The following is a 16,937-nucleotide window of genomic DNA, read 5'->3' on the forward strand; positions in this document are numbered from 1 at the left end:
GATCACCCTTGATTAGACGCCTGGCTCTCCTTGCGCCGCCTTGCCGCTGCCGCCATAATCGCGACTTCTTCGTCCGTGTACGCAGATAGGTCCGTTTTCTCCACGACTTCCATCGGCCCGCCATTCTTGCCGACATTCTCGACACGGCGCACATAGCCGCGATCCTTTGCCTTCAATTCGAGGAACCAGCGAACAGTCTGCATATCGCCAGCGTTGATCGCCTTGACGACCTGTGCCTCGGCAACATCCGCGATCTCAGCATCGATATCTCGAAGCGCCTCCGTAACCTCTGGATGATCTTCGAGAAAACGGTGGAGCGTCTTGCGGTGAACGTTCAGCCGCTGCGCTGCAACCGTCTTGATGCCGCCAGACAGTCGCAGTTGCTCGATGATGCGAGGAATGTCTTTTTCGGTGAAAGCGGGAGGCATCCCACCCTTTCGCTCACGAGCATCTGAACCAGCCCGCGCCTGCGAGTGGGACTCTTGGGACTCATGTGGGGGCTTAGCCTTCGCCGCTGGTTTGATCTGCGCTTTGGCCTTTGCCCCGCCTTTTGCAGCCGGTTTGCGCTTTGGCGTTGCCTTTTTTTGTCGCCCGGCTTAGGCGTTACACGGATCACCACAGTGGAAAAGCCTTTGCGCGGGATTGGTTACGACGCACGGGGAAGTATTGCCGGTCAGGCTGCATCGGCCTGTTCCTGCCTTTCGGCTTCCAGTTGATCGAGGCGTTCGAGGGCGAGAGCGGCCATTGTTGAGAGAGCGATACCCGAGTTGACGATGTTCATCTGATGCTTGGTGCGGATGATGGCGTCGAAGAAGTCGTCGAACACCGCATGGGGCGCTACGCTGATGTGCGCATTCCTGGCTCGCTTCTCCAGCTTCTCCATCTCGGCCTCAAAGGCGATGCGCTCTTCGGGAAGGAAAGCGAATAGCAACTCGTCATACTTGATGTTGGCAGCGCCGAGGGCAGCAGCCGTCACGCCCTTACCAATGTCGAGGATGCTGTCGTCGAGGCCGGAGAACTTCTTGGAGTCGATGTCGAGGGAAGCATAGAGGTCCGCCAGCAGCGACTTGTCGTCTTCGCCGTTGATCGAGTTGTGGCTGAGCTGGATGGCGACCTTGCGCTTTTCAGTGAGTGGCGAGGTGATGACGAGGCAGTCGATCTCAGCCAGGCCGACTTCGATTGCCGCGGCAGTGCGGTGATGCCCGGAAAGTATCTCGAGCGATCCATCCTTGTTCAGGCAGGCGAGGACCGTGGTGGTGAGGCGGCCATCGGTCCGGATGTTTTCGATCAGCCGCTTGAACATGGCAGGCGGCATGTAGTGCGCATTCTTCTCCCGGCGCTTCAGTTTGTTCGGATCGACTTTGCGCGGCTCGATGTCGAGCGCTTTCCAGTCAATTGCCTCGCTTGAAGTGCTTGCCATACCACCACCTGAACGCTTCGTCGGGGCTCTCGTCGAGGCGAGCGCCCGTGTAGTTGAGCATGTACCGGCCTGCGGGCTCGTTCTTCTCGACACGCTTGGTCAGATCGAAGATGCCGCGGTATTTCATCGAGACCGGATGATCGGAGAAGGCCGTCGTGATCACGTCGTCGTAGCGGTTGATGAAGCGGCGGCCGAGATCGCGGAGGATTTCCCGGTTGCAGGCGAGCCGGGTCACCAGCTTGGACAAGCGTCCTTCCCGCGAGATTGCGAAATCCGAGAGCAGGTAGATCGATTTCTTCTCGCCGAACTTCGGAAGGGCGTAGATCAGGCCACCCACGAGCATCCCGTCGACATGAACGATGTAGTTCGCCATGCCGGGTGTGTGGATTATGCCTTTCTTGAGATAGACGTTCTTGAGGAACGTCATATGGCGGGCCTCGGCCGGGACGATGCTCACCGTTGAGGCCGGAACGATCTTATCGATGTCCACCGGCGTGTACCGGAAGGGCGATTCCTTCGGCGTCAGTTGCAGGAACGAAGACTTACCGGTCGAGACGTAGCAGTAGTGAGGCTTGCCGCGCCCGGAGTGAAATTCCATCTCCGGCTTCAGGTCATCGTAGATCTGGTCTGAAAGGATGCAGAACGGGACGCCCGAGCTGCGAACCTTGTCGATCAGACCGCGCAGGTTCTTCGGATCGAAGATCTCGTACTTCGGAGCTTCCCAGCGGGTGTTCTCGTTGAGGAACTCGAACATCTTCTCGTAGCCGGAGTTGTGCATCAGGTAGCCTTCCCCGATGTACGTTCCGCTCGACGTGCTGATGTTCTGGATCGGCTGCGGACCAAGCGGCTCCACATCCACCACGCGGATCTTGTCGCCGCCGCCATTGTTGCGGGTACTCAGAAGCGAGACGTCAACATCTTTGCGCATCCTGTCGATGAGGCGACCAGGACGGAATGTGCCGAGGGCGCGAAGAATCTCTGGCAACCCGCCATTGATCCAAATCTGGCGCAACGGCTTGTGGTGCCCTTGCTGAGGCGGACGCTCGCTCCACGATACGTCAAACCCATGTGAACGGAGAATGTGGACGGCGCGATCCGCGACATATCCCGGAGCCTGCGCTATGGCGAGCGTAGCGGAACCATGCCCGTTTCCAACCGGCATCGCCAGCGTACCTTCGCCGTCGAATATCCCCGACAGCCAACCATCATCGAACGACGCCGACGGCGTCCACGTCGGGACGCTGCGATAGATGTGGTGGTGTATCAGCCCGTCACGCGTCGGATACTTGCTGGCCCGCACCAAGTCTTTTGCTTCGACCCAGCCCCTGTCCCCGATGGGCCGAGGACCATCACGCCATGCGAGCCAAGGGTGATCAGCCGTGCAGACTATGCTCTCGCCATTGTCGAGATTGACCCGCACGCAGTCTTTCACCCCAGGCGATGAGTGCGTGACGGTGGCGTACCGCCAGCGCCGCATGCGATTCCCGGGCTGCGGATATTCGTCGAAGGTGAAAAGCTCATCTCCCTCACGCAAATCGCCGCAAGGCACCCATCGCATGTCGGCCGTCAGTAGGCGATGCTCGGGCGCGAGGCACTTGAAGAACGGAGGAAAACTGAAAATTGCCGCCTTCCGCTCGATCGCCTCGTCCATGTGCTCGATCCAGTCACGCGGCGAATAGCTGGCGATCGGCAGCATGCCGGGAAGCTTCCGAACCTTCTCCAGTGTTTTGTCGACGTAGCTGTCGAAATTCGCGATCAGGTGGTCTCGATGCTTGACCTTGTAGGCGTTAGGCTTGCCGATGGCGAAGCGGCCCAGGTTGAAGGCGACTGCGAAGGCAGCGAGGCGCTGGTCCGGCTCCTGATAATCGAACTCGTTGACGAACTCGAGCGCGCCGGTGAACTCCCAATCAAGCGGCTTGCCCATGACATAGCCGGCGATGGCTGACGAATACAGCGAGACGTCGTTGGAGTGAACCTGCACGCCGGGATGCGTGGCGAGCGTGATCTGCTCGAAACGGAAAGTGCCAGAGCAGCAGTTATAGACTGAGCCCCATTTTTCGACGTCCATGACGCGCAGGATTTGCGCGATGCACTCTTTCGGCACAACGCCCTGAAACACTGATTTTCTCTCGCTTTTTCACTTGCATCAGGTCAGCAAAAGTATAGGTTCACTGTAACCAATTTGGTTACTTATGAGTTCCTACCACGGAGACCTGAAATGACCATCACCACTGACCAGCAGAAGAAAGTTGCAGCTCGCATCAAGGCGCTCATGGCCAAGACCACAGCAGCCGGTGCGACCGAAGAAGAAGCACTTTCCGCCATGCAGAAGGCGCGCGAACTGATGGACAAGTATGGCCTGACGATGGACGCCATCAAAGCCGACGCCGAGACGATCGCGAAGCAGGCCATGACGCGCGACGACTTCAAGACCTTCGTCATCAAGGACTATCTCGCGAACAACGTCGCCAGATACTGCGATTGCAAGGTCTGGGTGAACCGGAAGGAAGCGACCTATACTTTCTTCGGCACCGAACAGGATCGCCAGTTCGCCATCTGGCTCATGGGCAGCCTTGACCTATTCGTTCGCAACCAGACCATTCGGTTCATGGAAGAACGCGGCCATCGTGGCGGCAAAGGCCCGTGGGCGCTTCAGAAGGGTTTCATGGTCGGATGTCTTGACCGGATCGACCGTCGCCTGCACGCCCTCATCCGAGAACGCAACGCGAAGAAGGCCGGAAATGGCCGTTCGCTGGTGGTGGTCAAAATGCAACTGGTCGAGCACGCCTTCAACCAACTCGACATGCGCCTTCGCAAAGGTAGCCGCTCTGGCGGAATGAAAGGTGACGGATCGGCCTTTTCTGCCGGTCAGGCGGCAGGCGACCGCGCGAACTTTTCGAGGCCGGTAAATGGCGGCGCTGGAATGCGTGCCATCGCAAGCTGAATTACTCGGAGAGGAAGGGCGAGCTTGATTGCTTTTTCCTCTCCTACGGCTGTTTTGTCAAGCACACTGTAACCATTACGGCACCTTATCAACGGAGAGGACCATGGCTGATACCACCAAAGCAGAAGAACAGATCGCCAAGGACAAGGAAGCAGTAAAGGCGATGACTGGCGCGAAAGCCGCTATGGAAGCCACGCTTCGGCGCATCGCGATCCTTGAACAGGCTATTTCTGCCGTTCGCCGCGAATGCCAAATCGCCGCTAAGACCTACGGTGATGGCGTCCATATTCGGGTCTACAACTACAAGACCAACCAGCACGAGGTCGTCAAGGCGACGGAGTTTTTCGACCGGATCGACAACACGATCAAAGCGGTGCTGTGATGGACGCCCGCGCTTTTCACAACGCCATTCGCATCCTGCTCAATCTCGGCCAGCACGACCTTGCTGCCGCTGGTGTAATCGACGGCAATTGGGGAACGGCCGATGCATCCGACCGCGACCAGGTGGAAGCGTTCATAGACAACCCGGTGCGTGAAACGCTGCGGATGCCGGATGCGAATTATGAGCGGCTGTTCGCATTGATCGAGAGCCGGCAGAAAGCGCCCGAGCCGACCAAAGACCTTGTCGCTGCACTCATTGCGGCCAAGCAGGAAATGTGGCTGGCAGCACGTCACCAGTGGACCATGGCCGATTTCAAGAATTGGGCGGTGATCCAGCAAATCGACGCGGCGCTTGAAAAGGCGGACGGCAAGCCTCGCACCGCCGAGGCCATTGCGAAAGCGGAGGCTACGTCATGACCCCGAAGGAGTTCCGCGCCGAACTGACGAAGATCATGCCCGGCTATTCGTGGACGGTCCATAAGTCATCGACCGACGACTACATGGAAGCGACCGGGACGCAGAGTTCCGGGTTCAATCGCCTCTCCACATTGGTCGTAGTGCGCCGGGACAACTACGCCGGCAAGGGCAATGATCGTCCTTGGTACACAGTCAAGAGCGCTGGTTTCGGCCTGCGCGCCCCTTTCCTCGGGGCATATGAGGACGGAACACTCGCGCGAGCACTGCGCGGCCTCCAAAAGCACTACGAGCACATGGCGGGAACCTACGCTGGCCATGCCCGCGCGCTGCAATCCGCCAGACAGCCGAAGAAGGAGCCAGCGTGATGGCCCGCTACTTGATCGAATGGACCATCGACTACGAGGGCGACGGCGGTCCGGAGGAAGCCGCTCGCTGGGCATGGGAAGTCATGCACCGGCCGCACTCCATCGCCAATTGCTTCACCATCATCGACGAGCAGGGCGAGCAGACGAAGATCGACCTGCAGGAGATCGACGAGACCGCGGCATGCGCTGGCCAATGATCTGTCTATGGGCATGGGCGGCATATCTGGCGCTCACAGGCGACGTGCTCTCAGCCTTCCTTAGAGGGCTGGGCGTGCTTCCATAACCTCCCTTTCCTTCCACCTACCACGGAGACAGTCGATGTCCACGACCACCACGGAAGCCCCGAAGACCTATCGGCTTTCATCCTCTCCCTTTCTGAATGCGCCCGGTCTGATCGCCTGGGCGAAGAATGGGTATAAATTCGAGCGCGACCGGAAGAACATGATTGATGTCGTATGCGGCACATGGGGCGGTCTCCCGCGAGATGCCGTTGAAGCCCTGCTCACCGGCAGCATCCAACAGGATCTGGACGGCGATACGGTAGTTTTCACGTTCTCGCCGCCGGTCGGCGCATGCGCCAAGGATTCCTGACCATGGCCATCTTCGAGATCACCCGCACCACATTTCACGTCGAGCGATTCACGATCCAGGCGGTCGATCCCGCCGACGCGTTGAAACGTTTCGAACGAGGCGAAGCAGTCAATCGTCTTGGCAATCAAACGCAGACCGAAGTTATGGCCTTCGAGTGGCCAGCGGTCAGAACTGCGCGAGGTTCCAATGGCCATCGGTAGCCATCATAGCGCGCGGGCCGGCACGGAAACGTGGCTGACACCGCCACACGTACTGGATGCCCTCGGCGGTGCGGACAGCTTCGACCTCGATCCTTGCGCTGCGCTCAACCAACCATGGCCGACCGCCAGGCAGCATTACACCGTCGAGGAAAACGGGCTGATCCGTCCTTGGCGCGGTCGCGTCTGGATGAACCCGCCGTATTCGAATAGCGTCATCGGGCGCTGGATGGGCCGTATGGCAGAGCATGGGCAAGGAATAGCTCTGATCTTCGCCCGCACCGAAACGCAGGTTTTCCACGAGACGGTGTGGCGCGGCGCCGACGCCCTGCTATTTCTCGAAGGTCGGCTTCATTTCCACGATGCTGCTGGCGTTCGAGCCAACGCCAATGCTGGCGCACCCTCGGTCTTCTGTGCCTACGGTGCGGCCGATGCCGATGTTCTCGCATCCTGTGACCTGCCGGGCGCCTTCGTGCCGCTGCGCCTCCGCTCGCTGATCTTCGGCTTCGCCTCGGTTGGCTCATGGGTCGATGAGGTTGCGAAAGTCATCGAGAAAGCTGGCGAGGCGGTCCACCTCGACACGCTCTACCGGGCGCTGGCCGACAGCCCGAAGGCACAACGGAATCGTCACTGGCGCGAGAAGGTCCGCCAATCCCTCCAGCGCGGCCCGTTCGAGCCCTTGGGCGATGGCGTGTGGCAGATGGCGCAAGGGAGGCTGCTTTGAGCGCTTCCACTGCCACGGCGCAACTGGACCTGTTCGGCCCGGCACCTGTCGTCAGCCGGTGGCCGGGAGACGGCCCGCATTTGTCGACCGTTTGGCGGGACGACGGCGCGACGACAATTCGGCGTTTCTACGATGGTGAGGGCTGGTGCCAGATGCTGTGCGCCCCCTGCAGGCATTGCGGCGTCTGGCATCCGCTCGATTTTGAATGGGGAGGGAGCGGACGCCATTGCGCCAAGGCATTCCGCTGCCCTCACGGTGAAGGATGGATGGAGGCATGACATGGCGAAGAAAGCTACCAAGAAGCAGCCTTGGCAGATCGAAGCGGAAGAACACCGGCGGGAGATCGAGGAAAACGTCGCCATGCTCCGCGATGGCAGCAACGAATATCTCGTCCAGATCGCCAGTGAAGCCCTCGAACAATACCACCACGCGATGATGCGCGGCGACAAGGCTGGGCGGCGACCATACGATCTCGTAATCGAGGCCTGCATCGACGTGCTCTACCGCATCACCGAGCATGGCCGCAGCGAAGAGCACGAGAATGGCGGACGTCTTTGGCCCCCGCGCAGCCGGTCGCGGTTCGATTGCTGGATTTCGGCATCGCAATGGCTTGGCGAACAGCTTGCCGCCATTCCCGGAGAAGTCCCGATGCACGGCCAGCCGGGGCGCTTTGTGTTGACGGTTCACGGATGCCGGACCGATGTGCGTTACCCCGGCCTGTTCGGCGGTCCCGGCCTCGACGGCAGGGTTATCGACCTCGACCGACCGTTTTTCAGTGAAACAGGGTATCGATCGTTCATGATCGGCGGTATCGCACATGAGCGCTATTTCACCGACGAGGGGGAGATGGAGGTTGATGAACTCTGCCGCATCGTCATGGAAAGCAGCCTGCTTTCCGACGGCAATGGGAAGCGCCTTGCCGAGCCGAAGCTGCATAAGCCGCCGTTCGGCCTGACCTTCCATCAAGGCAAGGAAACACATCGGCCATCACCGCAGGAAATGATCGATTCCCGCAAGGGCGATCCGGCTTGGGGAAAGCGCGGGTTTCTCGCGAATTTGCCACGCCTCACACCTTCTGGTGTTGCAGTTCGCATGGAGAAATCAGGTCAATTTGCGATGGCCTTTTAAGCTATTATCCTTGTAACCGATATGGTTACCTGCTAAGTTATTGTGGTTACAACGTATTTCCGAATCCTACCACGGAGCAGACCAATGACCACCGCAGCACAGAACATCCGCACCATCTGTCAGGCTGACGGCATCCGGGCACGGATCAAGCGAGAGGTATTCGACGCGGCTACCACCCCGCGCGAAACCGCTGGCCGCGATGAGCGCCTTGCCTACTGGCATGCCCGCCAGCGCGCCGCTGATCGCATTTATTACCGAAACTACCGTGAGCGCTCCCTTGCGATGATGACGAAAGTGGAGCGGGCCGACGCCCGAGAAATGGCCAAGGTTGGTAACTGGCACGACAGCGCCGAAACCCGCGCAGAGCGTCGTCAGTTGGGCATGGAGCGCTGACCGATGAGGTATTCCTTCTGCCACACTATCCACGACGAAGCGCTCGGCATCGATGTCATCTATGACATTGAGTGCGAGATTGAGCTTTCTGTCGTGCCTGATGCTGGCGCCCCCCAGGTCAGCGTCGATGGCGTCTATGTCGATGGCAAGAACCTGTTTGCCGGTTCCGCCATTTCCAAAGCCATCGCAGCCGAGATCGCCAACGCCGCCGTGGATGACGACGATCTGACCGCGCGCGCCATTGAGGACGAGGGGTTTGTGTATCGCGGTCTCGGCGCGAACGATCCTGACGGCCGGTATGTCCATGTCAGTTGAGCGGAGCAAGGCCATGACGATCAACTGCTACGAAGTCGACTGCACCGGATGGACGATGATCCATCCGCAAATGACGCCGGATGGGCTGGGCTATGTTCCTTGCTTCCTGAGCGATGATGACCCCCGCCCGGCGCGCGAGCAATTCAATGAACGTTACGTCTATGGCGGCTGGCGTCCGAATCCCGGCTTCACCAAGGATGACCGCGATTTCATCCAGTATCCCGGAGATCGCGCCTTACCGCCGGTGGCAGAGCGAAAGCTGCGAGACGAGCGGATCGTTTTCTATCCCGGCGCGGTGCTGTCGATCATCCAGCCTGACGGCAGCTACGAAATCGCGAGGCTCGACTGATGCCGAAGCCCACCGAATACGAGTTCACCCTGCCGGACGGCTCCAAGCGCTACGAGATCATCATCGAGCGCAGCGACGTCTTCACCTTCCAGAAAATGCACAAGGCCGTGAGCGCCAAGCCCGTCGGAGAAGCGAAATGAACGCGATCATCCCTCGCAACACCATTGAGCAGATCGTCGCGTATCGAGACGCGGCGGTCGGCGCCTACCATGCTGCTTTCGATAGCATTCAGTGCGCCGATACCAAACTCAAGGAAGCCGCCCTGCTTTGGAAGTCTGCCGCCGGCGAGCACACGTCGAGCAGCGCCTACAGCAGCGATGCAGACGAAGTGAAAGCGTTCTTCCAAGCTGTGAAGCTGCCCGACCGCGATCAGTTCTTCCGCACGGCCGTTCGCTTGATCGATATTTCCGTCTGGCAATACCTCGTCCAGATGACTGACCTCGATGCGCTCATGGACCGCAAGGCCAAGGACGAGTTGCGCGACAGCTTGAAATGGGTGCCGGAAAACTACCGTCGCGGTAGCGGCGAGACGCACGAACTGGTCAATCTGGACGAGATCATGGGCATCCCTCCTGTCACGGCCGACAACATCTACGCGACAATCGACAAGTGGGCTGGCGAAGCCGAAATGATCTTTCGGCGCGGCATCGCCACGGCATTCTCCACGCTGGATCGGCGCTTTCGATCGCATGATGGATTCAAGGTCGGCAGCCGCGTGATCCTGACCTATGCGTTCAGCAGCTATTCCGGGTCATTCGACTACGGCTCCACGCGCGACACGATCATGGACATCGAACGGACGTTCTGCATCCTCGACGGGCGCAAGCCGAACCTCGCTTATGGCGGAATCATCGGCCAGATCGACAACGAGAGACGCGGTTATGGCCCTCGGCAGTCCGAGCATCACGGCGAGTATTTCAAAGTCGTCGGCTACAAGAACGGCAATGCCCACCTGTGGTTCACGCGCGACGATCTGGTCGAGAAGGTGAACAAGCTGCTGGCCGAATACTACGGCGAGGTCATCGGCGACGGAATGACCAAGGAAGCCGATCCGTTCGCCAACGTGAAGCGCACGCCGGCCAAGCATTTCGGCTTCTATCCAACGCCGGACGCTGCCGCCCAGGATCTCCTCAAGGGCGTGCCGCTGCTGCAAAGCAAGGACAAGGAACCACTGACGATCCTTGAGCCGAGCGCCGGCACCGGAAATCTGGCGCGGCGCTGCATACGGACCATCAGCGAATTGGACAATTGGTCTGGCGGCAGGGAGCGTCACGCAAAGGAATATCGCTTCGACAACCGAGTGGACGTGGTCGAGATGCAGCCGCACCTTGCGGCCCAGCTCGAAGCGGAACGCATCTACCGCAAGGTGTACGCCACCGACTTCCTGTCGCTTCGACCGTCAGTCACCGGGCTTTACGATCGAATCGTGATGAACCCGCCCTTCGATCTTGAGCGCGATATAGATCACTTCGTCCATGCCCTCGACTTCCTCAAGCCAGACGGCTGCATTGCAGCAATCATGTCGGCCGGAACCGAGTTCCGCGAGACAAAGAAGGCGACGGCCTTCCGCGCGCTGGTCGAGAGAATGAAAGGCCAGTTCAGAGACCTTCCTCCCGGCTCTTTTGCCGAGGTCGGAACCTACGTCAATACCGTGACAGTCAAGCTCTGGAAGGACGGCAGCCGCAGCTATTTTTAGCATAGTTCTATTGTAACCATTTTGGTTACTTGGTATGATTTCTTTGCAACATCTTCCCTACCACGGAGTCGACCATGTCTTTCGCTATTCCCGTAACTGATCCCGCAGCCATCCGCTGCAACGCCATCATCGAGCGCCTTGTGAACCACCGCGTCGGGACCGTCATGCACGATGAAGGCTGGCGCCACGGTGCAGAGTGGATCGGACGCGCTGAGGGCATCCGCCATCCTCACCCGACCATTGCTTTTGACGGAGACGCGATCATCCGCGCCCTGGTTGATGACCCTTCGAACGAGGTCTGGCAGGCGGAAGGCGCGAAGTGGCTTTCACAGTTCCAAAGCGCCCAGCGCGTGCAGCGGTACTTCGCCTCGATGACGAACCTGCCTGAGTGCCGCGACACTGCGGATCTCGTTGCTGCGAACATTGATTGAGGGGAGCGACTGATGGCCGATACATCAATCTCTCCGCGACGGCGAAACGGCTTTGATCTCGAAGCTGACCTGATGCCGATCATCAAAGGCAAGGCTATGCTGCCGAACTTCGAGGAACTGCCGCTCGAAACCGGAATCGCCCATATCGCGGCTGGCGGCGGGCTTGTCACCGTCGACGGCATCAACAACGCCAAGTTCGAAGGCAGCAATTCGAACTGGGGCCATTGGGCTCGATACTGGCTCAAGACCACTCAAGGTGGCGCGCTTACCGGCGAAGGATACGTAATCTTTTGGGACCGTAGCAAAGGCCGCGTTGCGCGCTTCGCTATCTGCCAGCACGAGCACGTGAACACCAGCAATCCTGAACGCGAGCGCTACGGCTATCACCGGGGCCATTGCGCCAAATGCGGCCTCGACATGTCCGTCGACAGCAGCGGGTAATCGGCATGGCATCCCCTATGATTCTCGACGCTTTGGCTATGTGGGGCCACTGGCACGGCGACGTCAGCCCACTCGGCGCCACCGGCGACTACGCGCTCGACATGCTGCTCGCGGATGCCTTCCGCGCGCTACTCTATCACCCCACCGATAACGATCGTCTGGAATGGCTGGAACGCGAAGCAGCACGCGCCCGCCAACGCAACCTCGACCCTCGATACCACACACACCTTGCCCGCTGGCACAGCGCAATCTTCGAGGCTGTGAAGGTGCCCGTCATCGAATCCCGCATGAACAACCGGAGCTTGCTATGCGCTACGCCATGATTGATGCGAAGAACCGCAAGGTCTGGGACTTGCAAACGCCGTACCATCTTTCCGAAGCGTTCCTTGCGTGGGTGCTTCGATGCGACTACGCACACCGGATCGAACTTAATGACGATCTCGACCTGTGGGTATCAGCAGAGCCGAAAGCAACCAGCTTCCGCCTTCTGCAGGATGGTCCCCAATATCCCGGTAACGGCATCCTATGCGGTCGCACAAAGATGGACGACATCAAGTCGCTTCCGCGCCACTATGGCTACGAGATGGTCACCCGATGGGTCCACTGGCCCGCCCGAGTTTCGACAGAAACACGGCGCCCGATAAAATTGCGGCCGACCGGGTTTCCCCAAGTCGGCCTGTCTAATCCCTACCACAGGATTGCACAGAAGGACTGCGCAAAAGACACTGGGAATCTAACCCAGGCGCTTAGCAAAAGCAACGCGCCATAATGGTTACATTGCGACACCTTTATGGTGACATTTCGCGCCTGTTCTCTATGATATCAATCGTCACCTCCTACCACAGAAAGCGGCCACTCAATGCGCATCTACACAAGTTCATGGTTCACTAATCTACCTCCCGAAATCCAGAAAATCGGCGTATCGCGCGGCACTCCTCGCGCCTACCCGGCCGGCTATCGCCGGATGCCCGAGTTAGCTCCCGGCCCATGGTTTCAGACGGCGAACCTCCGCGATTACAAACAGCTATTCTTCGAGAGCCTGTCTAAGCTCGATCCTTCCAAGACCGTTGCAAAGTTGGAAGACCTGTCCGCAGGGAAGGATTGCGCGCTGCTCTGCTACGAGGCGCCGCAAAAGGACGCGGATTGGTGCCATCGCGGTTATCTTTCTGCCTGGCTTCAGGATTCGCTCGGACTGGACGTCTTCGAATACGGCATGGAAGACCGCGGCGCTGGGTGGAAGCATCCCAAAATCCCGAGCCAATACCGTCATCCCGCCAAGCCCATTCCGCTCGATGCCTCTCCCTACATCGGATCAACGGCAACTGATCGGAACGGGATTCAATGGACCGTACGCGGAAACGATGTCGAGAATGTCGACCAAGCTATGATCGAGGCAGCCGACGGCAGACGCTGCGCGATCTCGGCGGAAGTCCTCAAGAGCAAGTTCCAGCGGATCATCTGATGACCGACGCCATTATTGTAACCAATATGGCTACACATTTTGATCCTCTGGCAACATGTTCCCTACCACGGAGAATGACCATGACCATCAAGACTGGCTTTGATGAAGCCATTGCGGATGCCCGCAATCCTGACCATCGGAACTACAGCCCCGCGCTTGCCAAGCGCATCGGAGCCGAGCGCCGTCTGTGCCGCGCTCTGGTCGGTGCCTGCATCGAGCGCGGATACGCCGTGTCCGTCAACGACGGCGAGGAATGGGTGGTGAAACGCTCGACGGACAAAGCCCAGATCATGGCCGCGCTGTTCTCGACCGACGAAGACCAGATCGTCATCCGGGACAAGGACGGCACGCGCGCCGGCTGGTTCCAGTTGATTTACGGCAACGATGGCTGGGACGTCGTGTCCGACTTTAGCGCCAATCCCGTCTGTGAGGCGATTTGGGAAGAGGTGCTCCGGCCGCTCTCAGAGAAGATTGAGGAGGGGCGCTGAATGTACGCCTTCCACTTCATGGATGCGACGTGGCGCATTGCCCATCGCACGAACAGCAAAGAGCCGCGCCCCGCATGGGGCACGGAAGCTCACGCCCTCTACGAGGGAATCTACGGCACACGGACCGAAGCAGATACGGCGATCGTCATGATCCGTGCTCTGCTGGTAGCGGAGGGTCTGACCAATGGGTGAGGCAAAGCGCAGGCGCGAACGCATGACACCGATCCAGACCGAAGCCGAGAATCTGACGCACAAGCTGGCGGACGAAGGCCTCCTCATCAAAGCAGGATTCGTCGGCTACATGGCTGCTTGCTTTCCGACAGAGCAGCCGTCCGACATGCAGCGCCGGGAGTTGGAGCAGGCGTTCATGGCCGGTGCGCTTCATCTGTTCTCCAGCATAATGGTCTTTCTCGACGGTGGCGAAGTTCCGACTGCGCGGGATTTGAGGCGCATGGGTCTGATCGATACCGAGCTTCGCGAATATGGCCAAATTCTCGAAGGTCGCGCCGCGATGGCGGCTAAGACCGAGGGGAGCGCGTGATGAAAAAGCGCATCCCACTCTCCCAGGTCCATCCGAACCCATCACAGCCTCGGAAGACTTTCGAGGCCAACGCCCTGCGCGATCTGGCCAACTCGATCGGAGAACGCGGATTGATGCAGGCCATCACGGTTCGCCAGCGGCCGGGCGGAATTTATGAGATCGTCGGCGGCGAGCGCCGGTGGCGCGCGCACTGTCTACTTGCAGAGGAAGGATTGCTCGGAAAGAAGCCAACCATCCTCTGTGAGGTTGTCGACATAGACGACGATGAGATGGCGCTGCAGGCAATTGTGGAGAATCTGGCCCGCGCGGATCTTCGACCAATCGAAGAGGCGAAGGCATTTCAGGCGATGCTCGACCGTGGCTGGACGGTCCAGAGATTAGCGAAGGATCTCGGCCTCTCGCAACCGCGCCGCATAACTGACCGAACCGCGCTCCTCAATCTCGCCGAGACGATCCAGACGCTTGTGGATTCAGGAGCCTTCCCGCTCGGACACGCCAATTACATCGCCGATCTGCCGCAGGTGGATCAGGTGAATATCGTCCGTCTGTTCTCCGCAGGGAAACTCAAGGATTGGGCCGGCGTCCGCGCCGCGGCGCAGGCCGTTCGCGACCGGATCGCGCAAGCCGGAATGTTCGATCACGAGAACCGACCGGAGCCAACAAAGGATGACGTCGCTGCGATGAACCGTATGGAGCGCATGGTGGAGCGGATCGTGTCGGCAATTGCATCCGGTTTCCGTGACGGAGAGTTGATCGCAATCAAGACGGTGGACCCGAACCGGGCCGATCATTTGGCCGACACGCTTGCCCAGGTCTCGCGCACGGCGCGGGCAATGGAAGCGCAGCTTCGCGAGGCTCACGCCCGCACGATGCTCATGTGAGGGAAACATGGCCTGCCCATACTTTTCGAAAGACAGGAGCGTATCACGATGACCCTCGACCCGAAGTCGCTGGAAGCAGCTTGGTCCCTCTATCACGGCTCCACGCTCGACAAACGCGCTGCACTGGACGCGGCCATAACCGCCTACCTCACCCACGCTGCGCGAGACGGGGTTGTGGCTGGGCTGGTGGACCGGTTGCGCGGGATCTATCGTATACCGATCACGGACGGCCTTGGGGCAGTTGGCTCCGGTGAAGAGCCCGACAACCCGAACGAGTTCGTTCGAAGGTTCGAAACGTCACCTATCCAGCACGAAGCCGCCACCACTCTCCTCGCTCTCTCTGCCCGCGCAGAGGCAGCAGAAGAACGGGTGAAGAAACTGGAGGCGGCGCTCGCAAACATCGCAGAGGGGCGGCCTGAAAACCCCGCCGGTGATCCGTGGAGCTTCTATGACGATCTCGTCAGCGTCGCCCGCTCCACCCTCGCGAAGGAGGGTGGAGATGTCTGACGCCGTAGCGAAATTCGTGAAGGACGCGCGCATCTGGCTCGACAGCAGAGCCGAGAACGCGAAGCCAGGTTGGATGGTCGCGCAGATCGATGCAGTCGAAGCCGCCCTCCGCGCCGGGGGCGAGCCGGTACAGGTGGAGCCGCTGGATTGGGGGAAATATCGCAACGGCGATGCCGACGCGGTAACACTGTTCGGAGAGATTTACACCGCATACGCAGGCGGCGCTTGGCGCGTTACACGGAATGGAAAAGCAGGAAAATTCAGTCAAGCCGGTGACGATCTAGAAGCCGCAAAAGCCGCCGCGCAAGCCGACTACGATCAGCGCATTCGCTCTGTGGTGGTATCCGCCCCCTCCTGTGAGCGCGAGCTTGCCGAGGCGCGGGCGGAGATCAGCCGCGTCGAAAACGAGCGGGATAACTTCGAGGAAATGCTTCATGCCACCCGCATCGAGCGCGACGCCCTTGCCGCAGACAAGGCGCGGTTGTCCGGTATGCTGGAGAAGCTCGTCGAGCTTCTCGATCACGCCGTCAAAACGCCAGGATACGGCCAAGACCAAAATTCGCTCGAGGAAGCCGAGGATCACATAGAGCGTGCCCGCGCCGCCCTCTCCGCATCCATCCCCGCCCCTGCCGACGCAGAGGCAAGGCGGGAGGCGCTGGAGGAAGCGGCGAAGCACCTTTCCGAGATCGCCAACGCGATGTGGGAGCGGTGCGAAGTACAGCGCCCGGCTGATCCCACCGAAATCAGTCGTGGCGAAAAGGAAGACGCGACTACCGCGTGGTGCTTTGACAAAGCCGCCGCCGCGATCCGCGCCCTCGCAAATCCGGCAAGGCGGGAGGGCGAGTAGATGGCGAAGCGCGTGATCTACTTGAGCGGTCCGATCTCCGGGATGCCAGAGAAAAACCACACGCTATTCATGAGCGTAGCAACTGCGCTGCGCGCGGAAGGCCACGAGGTCTACAACCCGCGTGAATTCTGCTGGACGGAAGGCGTTTTCCCAAAGAGGCGAGCGTTTGCGGAGTATTGCGATTTCATCTGTAACCGAGCCGACACAATCGTTCTCCTGCCTGGCTGGCAGGACTCAAAGGGTGCCACCACCGAGCGCGGCCTCGCAGATAACTGCGGACTTGAGATTATCGAATGGGCGCTCTGGAAATCCGAGCACCTGCCGATCATCGATGATGTGGGAGGTGGACCATGACAGCCAGAGACGCGATAGCGCGCGAGCTAAATCCAGGCGGCCATAGTTCGGCCTGCCGCGCATCA

29 protein-coding genes are annotated in these 16,937 nt (G+C 59.7%); 26 read left to right on the plus strand and 3 right to left on the minus strand.

The features are described from left to right. Nucleotides 1–2: 2 nt before the first annotated feature. From C7441_RS14425 to C7441_RS14435, 3 genes are all read right to left on the minus strand, one after another. On the minus strand, nucleotides 3–428 hold the full coding sequence (locus C7441_RS14425; protein ID WP_109613483.1) for a helix-turn-helix domain-containing protein: 426 nt from the start codon (nucleotides 426–428) through the stop codon (nucleotides 3–5). 245 nt (nucleotides 429–673) lie between these two features. Further along, nucleotides 674–1,420: a ParB/RepB/Spo0J family partition protein gene (locus C7441_RS14430; protein WP_109613484.1), complete on the minus strand. Its 747-nt coding sequence runs from the start codon at nucleotides 1,418–1,420 to the stop codon at nucleotides 674–676. Next, nucleotides 1,392–3,539 (minus strand): Hint domain-containing protein, encoded by a 2,148-nt coding sequence (locus C7441_RS14435; protein ID WP_109613485.1) that lies wholly within the window; start codon nucleotides 3,537–3,539, stop codon nucleotides 1,392–1,394. The genes C7441_RS14430 and C7441_RS14435 overlap by 29 nt, the downstream gene beginning before the upstream one ends. 99 nt (nucleotides 3,540–3,638) lie before the next feature. Between C7441_RS14435 and C7441_RS14440 the strand changes: the two genes are divergently transcribed. From C7441_RS14440 to C7441_RS14560, 26 genes are all read left to right on the plus strand, one after another. Next, nucleotides 3,639–4,364 (plus strand): DUF2786 domain-containing protein, encoded by a 726-nt coding sequence (locus C7441_RS14440; protein ID WP_109613486.1) that lies wholly within the window; start codon nucleotides 3,639–3,641, stop codon nucleotides 4,362–4,364. A 103-nt stretch (nucleotides 4,365–4,467) separates the two neighbouring features. Beyond that, nucleotides 4,468–4,746 carry a hypothetical protein gene (locus tag C7441_RS14445; RefSeq protein WP_109613487.1) on the plus strand — a complete coding sequence of 93 codons (279 nt, stop codon included), beginning with the start codon at nucleotides 4,468–4,470 and terminating at the stop codon, nucleotides 4,744–4,746. Beyond that, nucleotides 4,746–5,162 carry a hypothetical protein gene (locus C7441_RS14450; RefSeq protein ID WP_109613488.1) on the plus strand — a complete coding sequence of 139 codons (417 nt, stop codon included), beginning with the start codon at nucleotides 4,746–4,748 and terminating at the stop codon, nucleotides 5,160–5,162. Before C7441_RS14445 ends, C7441_RS14450 begins: the two co-directional genes overlap by 1 nt. Further along, nucleotides 5,159–5,527, plus strand: coding sequence for a hypothetical protein (locus tag C7441_RS14455; RefSeq protein WP_109613489.1), 369 nt, complete (start codon nucleotides 5,159–5,161; stop codon nucleotides 5,525–5,527). The genes C7441_RS14450 and C7441_RS14455 overlap by 4 nt, the downstream gene beginning before the upstream one ends. Further along, nucleotides 5,527–5,724, plus strand: coding sequence for a hypothetical protein (locus C7441_RS14460; RefSeq protein WP_109613490.1), 198 nt, complete (start codon nucleotides 5,527–5,529; stop codon nucleotides 5,722–5,724). The genes C7441_RS14455 and C7441_RS14460 overlap by 1 nt, the downstream gene beginning before the upstream one ends. A gap of 121 nt (nucleotides 5,725–5,845) precedes the next feature. Then, nucleotides 5,846–6,118, plus strand: a complete 273-nt coding sequence (locus tag C7441_RS14465) for a hypothetical protein (RefSeq protein WP_109613491.1) — start codon at nucleotides 5,846–5,848, stop codon at nucleotides 6,116–6,118. Between the two features lie 2 nt (nucleotides 6,119–6,120). Further along, on the plus strand, nucleotides 6,121–6,318 hold the full coding sequence (locus C7441_RS14470; RefSeq protein WP_109613492.1) for a hypothetical protein: 198 nt from the start codon (nucleotides 6,121–6,123) through the stop codon (nucleotides 6,316–6,318). After that, nucleotides 6,305–7,039, plus strand: a complete 735-nt coding sequence (locus C7441_RS14475) for a DNA N-6-adenine-methyltransferase (protein ID WP_109613493.1) — start codon at nucleotides 6,305–6,307, stop codon at nucleotides 7,037–7,039. Before C7441_RS14470 ends, C7441_RS14475 begins: the two co-directional genes overlap by 14 nt. Nucleotides 7,040–7,318: 279 nt before the next feature. Then, nucleotides 7,319–8,167, plus strand: coding sequence for a hypothetical protein (locus C7441_RS14480; RefSeq protein ID WP_109613494.1), 849 nt, complete (start codon nucleotides 7,319–7,321; stop codon nucleotides 8,165–8,167). Nucleotides 8,168–8,251: 84 nt separating this feature from the next. After that, nucleotides 8,252–8,560 (plus strand): hypothetical protein, encoded by a 309-nt coding sequence (locus C7441_RS14485; RefSeq protein WP_109613495.1) that lies wholly within the window; start codon nucleotides 8,252–8,254, stop codon nucleotides 8,558–8,560. A 3-nt stretch (nucleotides 8,561–8,563) separates the two neighbouring features. Further along, nucleotides 8,564–8,875, plus strand: a complete 312-nt coding sequence (locus C7441_RS14490) for a hypothetical protein (protein WP_109613496.1) — start codon at nucleotides 8,564–8,566, stop codon at nucleotides 8,873–8,875. Nucleotides 8,876–8,888: 13 nt separating this feature from the next. Continuing rightward, nucleotides 8,889–9,224, plus strand: a complete 336-nt coding sequence (locus C7441_RS14495; protein WP_109613497.1) for a hypothetical protein — start codon at nucleotides 8,889–8,891, stop codon at nucleotides 9,222–9,224. Beyond that, nucleotides 9,224–9,364: a hypothetical protein gene (locus tag C7441_RS24085; protein WP_170125145.1), complete on the plus strand. Its 141-nt coding sequence runs from the start codon at nucleotides 9,224–9,226 to the stop codon at nucleotides 9,362–9,364. The genes C7441_RS14495 and C7441_RS24085 overlap by 1 nt, the downstream gene beginning before the upstream one ends. Next, nucleotides 9,361–10,920, plus strand: coding sequence for a DUF4942 domain-containing protein (locus tag C7441_RS14500; protein WP_109613498.1), 1,560 nt, complete (start codon nucleotides 9,361–9,363; stop codon nucleotides 10,918–10,920). The genes C7441_RS24085 and C7441_RS14500 overlap by 4 nt, the downstream gene beginning before the upstream one ends. Nucleotides 10,921–10,994: 74 nt before the next feature. Further along, nucleotides 10,995–11,351, plus strand: a complete 357-nt coding sequence (locus tag C7441_RS14505) for a hypothetical protein (RefSeq protein WP_109613499.1) — start codon at nucleotides 10,995–10,997, stop codon at nucleotides 11,349–11,351. Between the two features lie 12 nt (nucleotides 11,352–11,363). Beyond that, a complete protein-coding gene (locus tag C7441_RS14510; protein ID WP_146201479.1) occupies nucleotides 11,364–11,792 on the plus strand; it encodes a hypothetical protein in 429 nt (142 codons plus the stop codon). 5 nt (nucleotides 11,793–11,797) lie between these two features. After that, on the plus strand, nucleotides 11,798–12,115 hold the full coding sequence (locus tag C7441_RS14515) for a hypothetical protein (protein WP_146201480.1): 318 nt from the start codon (nucleotides 11,798–11,800) through the stop codon (nucleotides 12,113–12,115). Further along, complete coding sequence (locus tag C7441_RS14520) at nucleotides 12,100–12,561, plus strand: hypothetical protein (RefSeq protein ID WP_109613502.1); 462 nt, start codon at nucleotides 12,100–12,102, stop codon at nucleotides 12,559–12,561. Before C7441_RS14515 ends, C7441_RS14520 begins: the two co-directional genes overlap by 16 nt. Before the next feature lie 90 nt (nucleotides 12,562–12,651). Beyond that, nucleotides 12,652–13,254 carry a DUF488 domain-containing protein gene (locus C7441_RS14525; RefSeq protein ID WP_146201481.1) on the plus strand — a complete coding sequence of 201 codons (603 nt, stop codon included), beginning with the start codon at nucleotides 12,652–12,654 and terminating at the stop codon, nucleotides 13,252–13,254. 80 nt (nucleotides 13,255–13,334) lie between these two features. Continuing rightward, nucleotides 13,335–13,742: a hypothetical protein gene (locus C7441_RS14530; RefSeq protein ID WP_146201482.1), complete on the plus strand. Its 408-nt coding sequence runs from the start codon at nucleotides 13,335–13,337 to the stop codon at nucleotides 13,740–13,742. Beyond that, nucleotides 13,743–13,934, plus strand: coding sequence for a hypothetical protein (locus tag C7441_RS14535; protein WP_109613505.1), 192 nt, complete (start codon nucleotides 13,743–13,745; stop codon nucleotides 13,932–13,934). Next, nucleotides 13,927–14,283 carry a hypothetical protein gene (locus C7441_RS14540; RefSeq protein WP_109613506.1) on the plus strand — a complete coding sequence of 119 codons (357 nt, stop codon included), beginning with the start codon at nucleotides 13,927–13,929 and terminating at the stop codon, nucleotides 14,281–14,283. The genes C7441_RS14535 and C7441_RS14540 overlap by 8 nt, the downstream gene beginning before the upstream one ends. Continuing rightward, nucleotides 14,283–15,164, plus strand: a complete 882-nt coding sequence (locus C7441_RS14545) for a ParB/RepB/Spo0J family partition protein (protein ID WP_109613507.1) — start codon at nucleotides 14,283–14,285, stop codon at nucleotides 15,162–15,164. Before C7441_RS14540 ends, C7441_RS14545 begins: the two co-directional genes overlap by 1 nt. 48 nt (nucleotides 15,165–15,212) lie before the next feature. Beyond that, on the plus strand, nucleotides 15,213–15,671 hold the full coding sequence (locus C7441_RS14550; RefSeq protein WP_109613508.1) for a hypothetical protein: 459 nt from the start codon (nucleotides 15,213–15,215) through the stop codon (nucleotides 15,669–15,671). Continuing rightward, a complete protein-coding gene (locus C7441_RS14555; RefSeq protein ID WP_146201483.1) occupies nucleotides 15,664–16,518 on the plus strand; it encodes a hypothetical protein in 855 nt (284 codons plus the stop codon). Before C7441_RS14550 ends, C7441_RS14555 begins: the two co-directional genes overlap by 8 nt. Continuing rightward, nucleotides 16,519–16,872, plus strand: a complete 354-nt coding sequence (locus C7441_RS14560) for a DUF4406 domain-containing protein (RefSeq protein ID WP_109613510.1) — start codon at nucleotides 16,519–16,521, stop codon at nucleotides 16,870–16,872. The last annotated feature ends 65 nt before the right edge of the window (nucleotides 16,873–16,937 follow it).

This window comes from Pseudaminobacter salicylatoxidans, assembly GCF_003148475.1.
Taxonomy (GTDB): Bacteria; Pseudomonadota; Alphaproteobacteria; order Rhizobiales; family Rhizobiaceae; genus Pseudaminobacter; species Pseudaminobacter salicylatoxidans.

Bases quoted from the DNA above. Each gene is read 5' to 3' on its own strand.
- C7441_RS14480 (WP_109613494.1), top strand. From the start codon at position 7,319: ATGGCGAAGAAAGCTACCAAGAAGCAGCCTTGGCAGATCGAAGCGGAA.
- C7441_RS14560 (WP_109613510.1), top strand. From the start codon at position 16,519: ATGGCGAAGCGCGTGATCTACTTGAGCGGTCCGATCTCCGGGATGCCA.
- C7441_RS14490 (WP_109613496.1), top strand. From the start codon at position 8,564: ATGAGGTATTCCTTCTGCCACACTATCCACGACGAAGCGCTCGGCATC.
- C7441_RS14530 (WP_146201482.1), top strand. From the start codon at position 13,335: ATGACCATCAAGACTGGCTTTGATGAAGCCATTGCGGATGCCCGCAAT.
- C7441_RS14535 (WP_109613505.1), top strand. From the start codon at position 13,743: ATGTACGCCTTCCACTTCATGGATGCGACGTGGCGCATTGCCCATCGC.
- C7441_RS14485 (WP_109613495.1), top strand. From the start codon at position 8,252: ATGACCACCGCAGCACAGAACATCCGCACCATCTGTCAGGCTGACGGC.
- C7441_RS14465 (WP_109613491.1), top strand. From the start codon at position 5,846: ATGTCCACGACCACCACGGAAGCCCCGAAGACCTATCGGCTTTCATCC.
- C7441_RS14515 (WP_146201480.1), top strand. From the start codon at position 11,798: ATGGCATCCCCTATGATTCTCGACGCTTTGGCTATGTGGGGCCACTGG.
- C7441_RS14545 (WP_109613507.1), top strand. From the start codon at position 14,283: ATGAAAAAGCGCATCCCACTCTCCCAGGTCCATCCGAACCCATCACAG.
- C7441_RS14460 (WP_109613490.1), top strand. From the start codon at position 5,527: ATGGCCCGCTACTTGATCGAATGGACCATCGACTACGAGGGCGACGGC.
- C7441_RS14525 (WP_146201481.1), top strand. From the start codon at position 12,652: ATGCGCATCTACACAAGTTCATGGTTCACTAATCTACCTCCCGAAATC.
- C7441_RS24085 (WP_170125145.1), top strand. From the start codon at position 9,224: ATGCCGAAGCCCACCGAATACGAGTTCACCCTGCCGGACGGCTCCAAG.
- C7441_RS14520 (WP_109613502.1), top strand. From the start codon at position 12,100: ATGCGCTACGCCATGATTGATGCGAAGAACCGCAAGGTCTGGGACTTG.
- C7441_RS14550 (WP_109613508.1), top strand. From the start codon at position 15,213: ATGACCCTCGACCCGAAGTCGCTGGAAGCAGCTTGGTCCCTCTATCAC.
- C7441_RS14500 (WP_109613498.1), top strand. From the start codon at position 9,361: ATGAACGCGATCATCCCTCGCAACACCATTGAGCAGATCGTCGCGTAT.
- C7441_RS14430 (WP_109613484.1), bottom strand. From the start codon at position 1,420: ATGGCAAGCACTTCAAGCGAGGCAATTGACTGGAAAGCGCTCGACATC.
- C7441_RS14445 (WP_109613487.1), top strand. From the start codon at position 4,468: ATGGCTGATACCACCAAAGCAGAAGAACAGATCGCCAAGGACAAGGAA.
- C7441_RS14540 (WP_109613506.1), top strand. From the start codon at position 13,927: ATGGGTGAGGCAAAGCGCAGGCGCGAACGCATGACACCGATCCAGACC.
- C7441_RS14455 (WP_109613489.1), top strand. From the start codon at position 5,159: ATGACCCCGAAGGAGTTCCGCGCCGAACTGACGAAGATCATGCCCGGC.
- C7441_RS14475 (WP_109613493.1), top strand. From the start codon at position 6,305: ATGGCCATCGGTAGCCATCATAGCGCGCGGGCCGGCACGGAAACGTGG.
- C7441_RS14505 (WP_109613499.1), top strand. From the start codon at position 10,995: ATGTCTTTCGCTATTCCCGTAACTGATCCCGCAGCCATCCGCTGCAAC.
- C7441_RS14425 (WP_109613483.1), bottom strand. From the start codon at position 428: ATGCCTCCCGCTTTCACCGAAAAAGACATTCCTCGCATCATCGAGCAA.
- C7441_RS14555 (WP_146201483.1), top strand. From the start codon at position 15,664: ATGTCTGACGCCGTAGCGAAATTCGTGAAGGACGCGCGCATCTGGCTC.
- C7441_RS14470 (WP_109613492.1), top strand. From the start codon at position 6,121: ATGGCCATCTTCGAGATCACCCGCACCACATTTCACGTCGAGCGATTC.
- C7441_RS14495 (WP_109613497.1), top strand. From the start codon at position 8,889: ATGACGATCAACTGCTACGAAGTCGACTGCACCGGATGGACGATGATC.
- C7441_RS14440 (WP_109613486.1), top strand. From the start codon at position 3,639: ATGACCATCACCACTGACCAGCAGAAGAAAGTTGCAGCTCGCATCAAG.
- C7441_RS14450 (WP_109613488.1), top strand. From the start codon at position 4,746: ATGGACGCCCGCGCTTTTCACAACGCCATTCGCATCCTGCTCAATCTC.
- C7441_RS14510 (WP_146201479.1), top strand. From the start codon at position 11,364: ATGGCCGATACATCAATCTCTCCGCGACGGCGAAACGGCTTTGATCTC.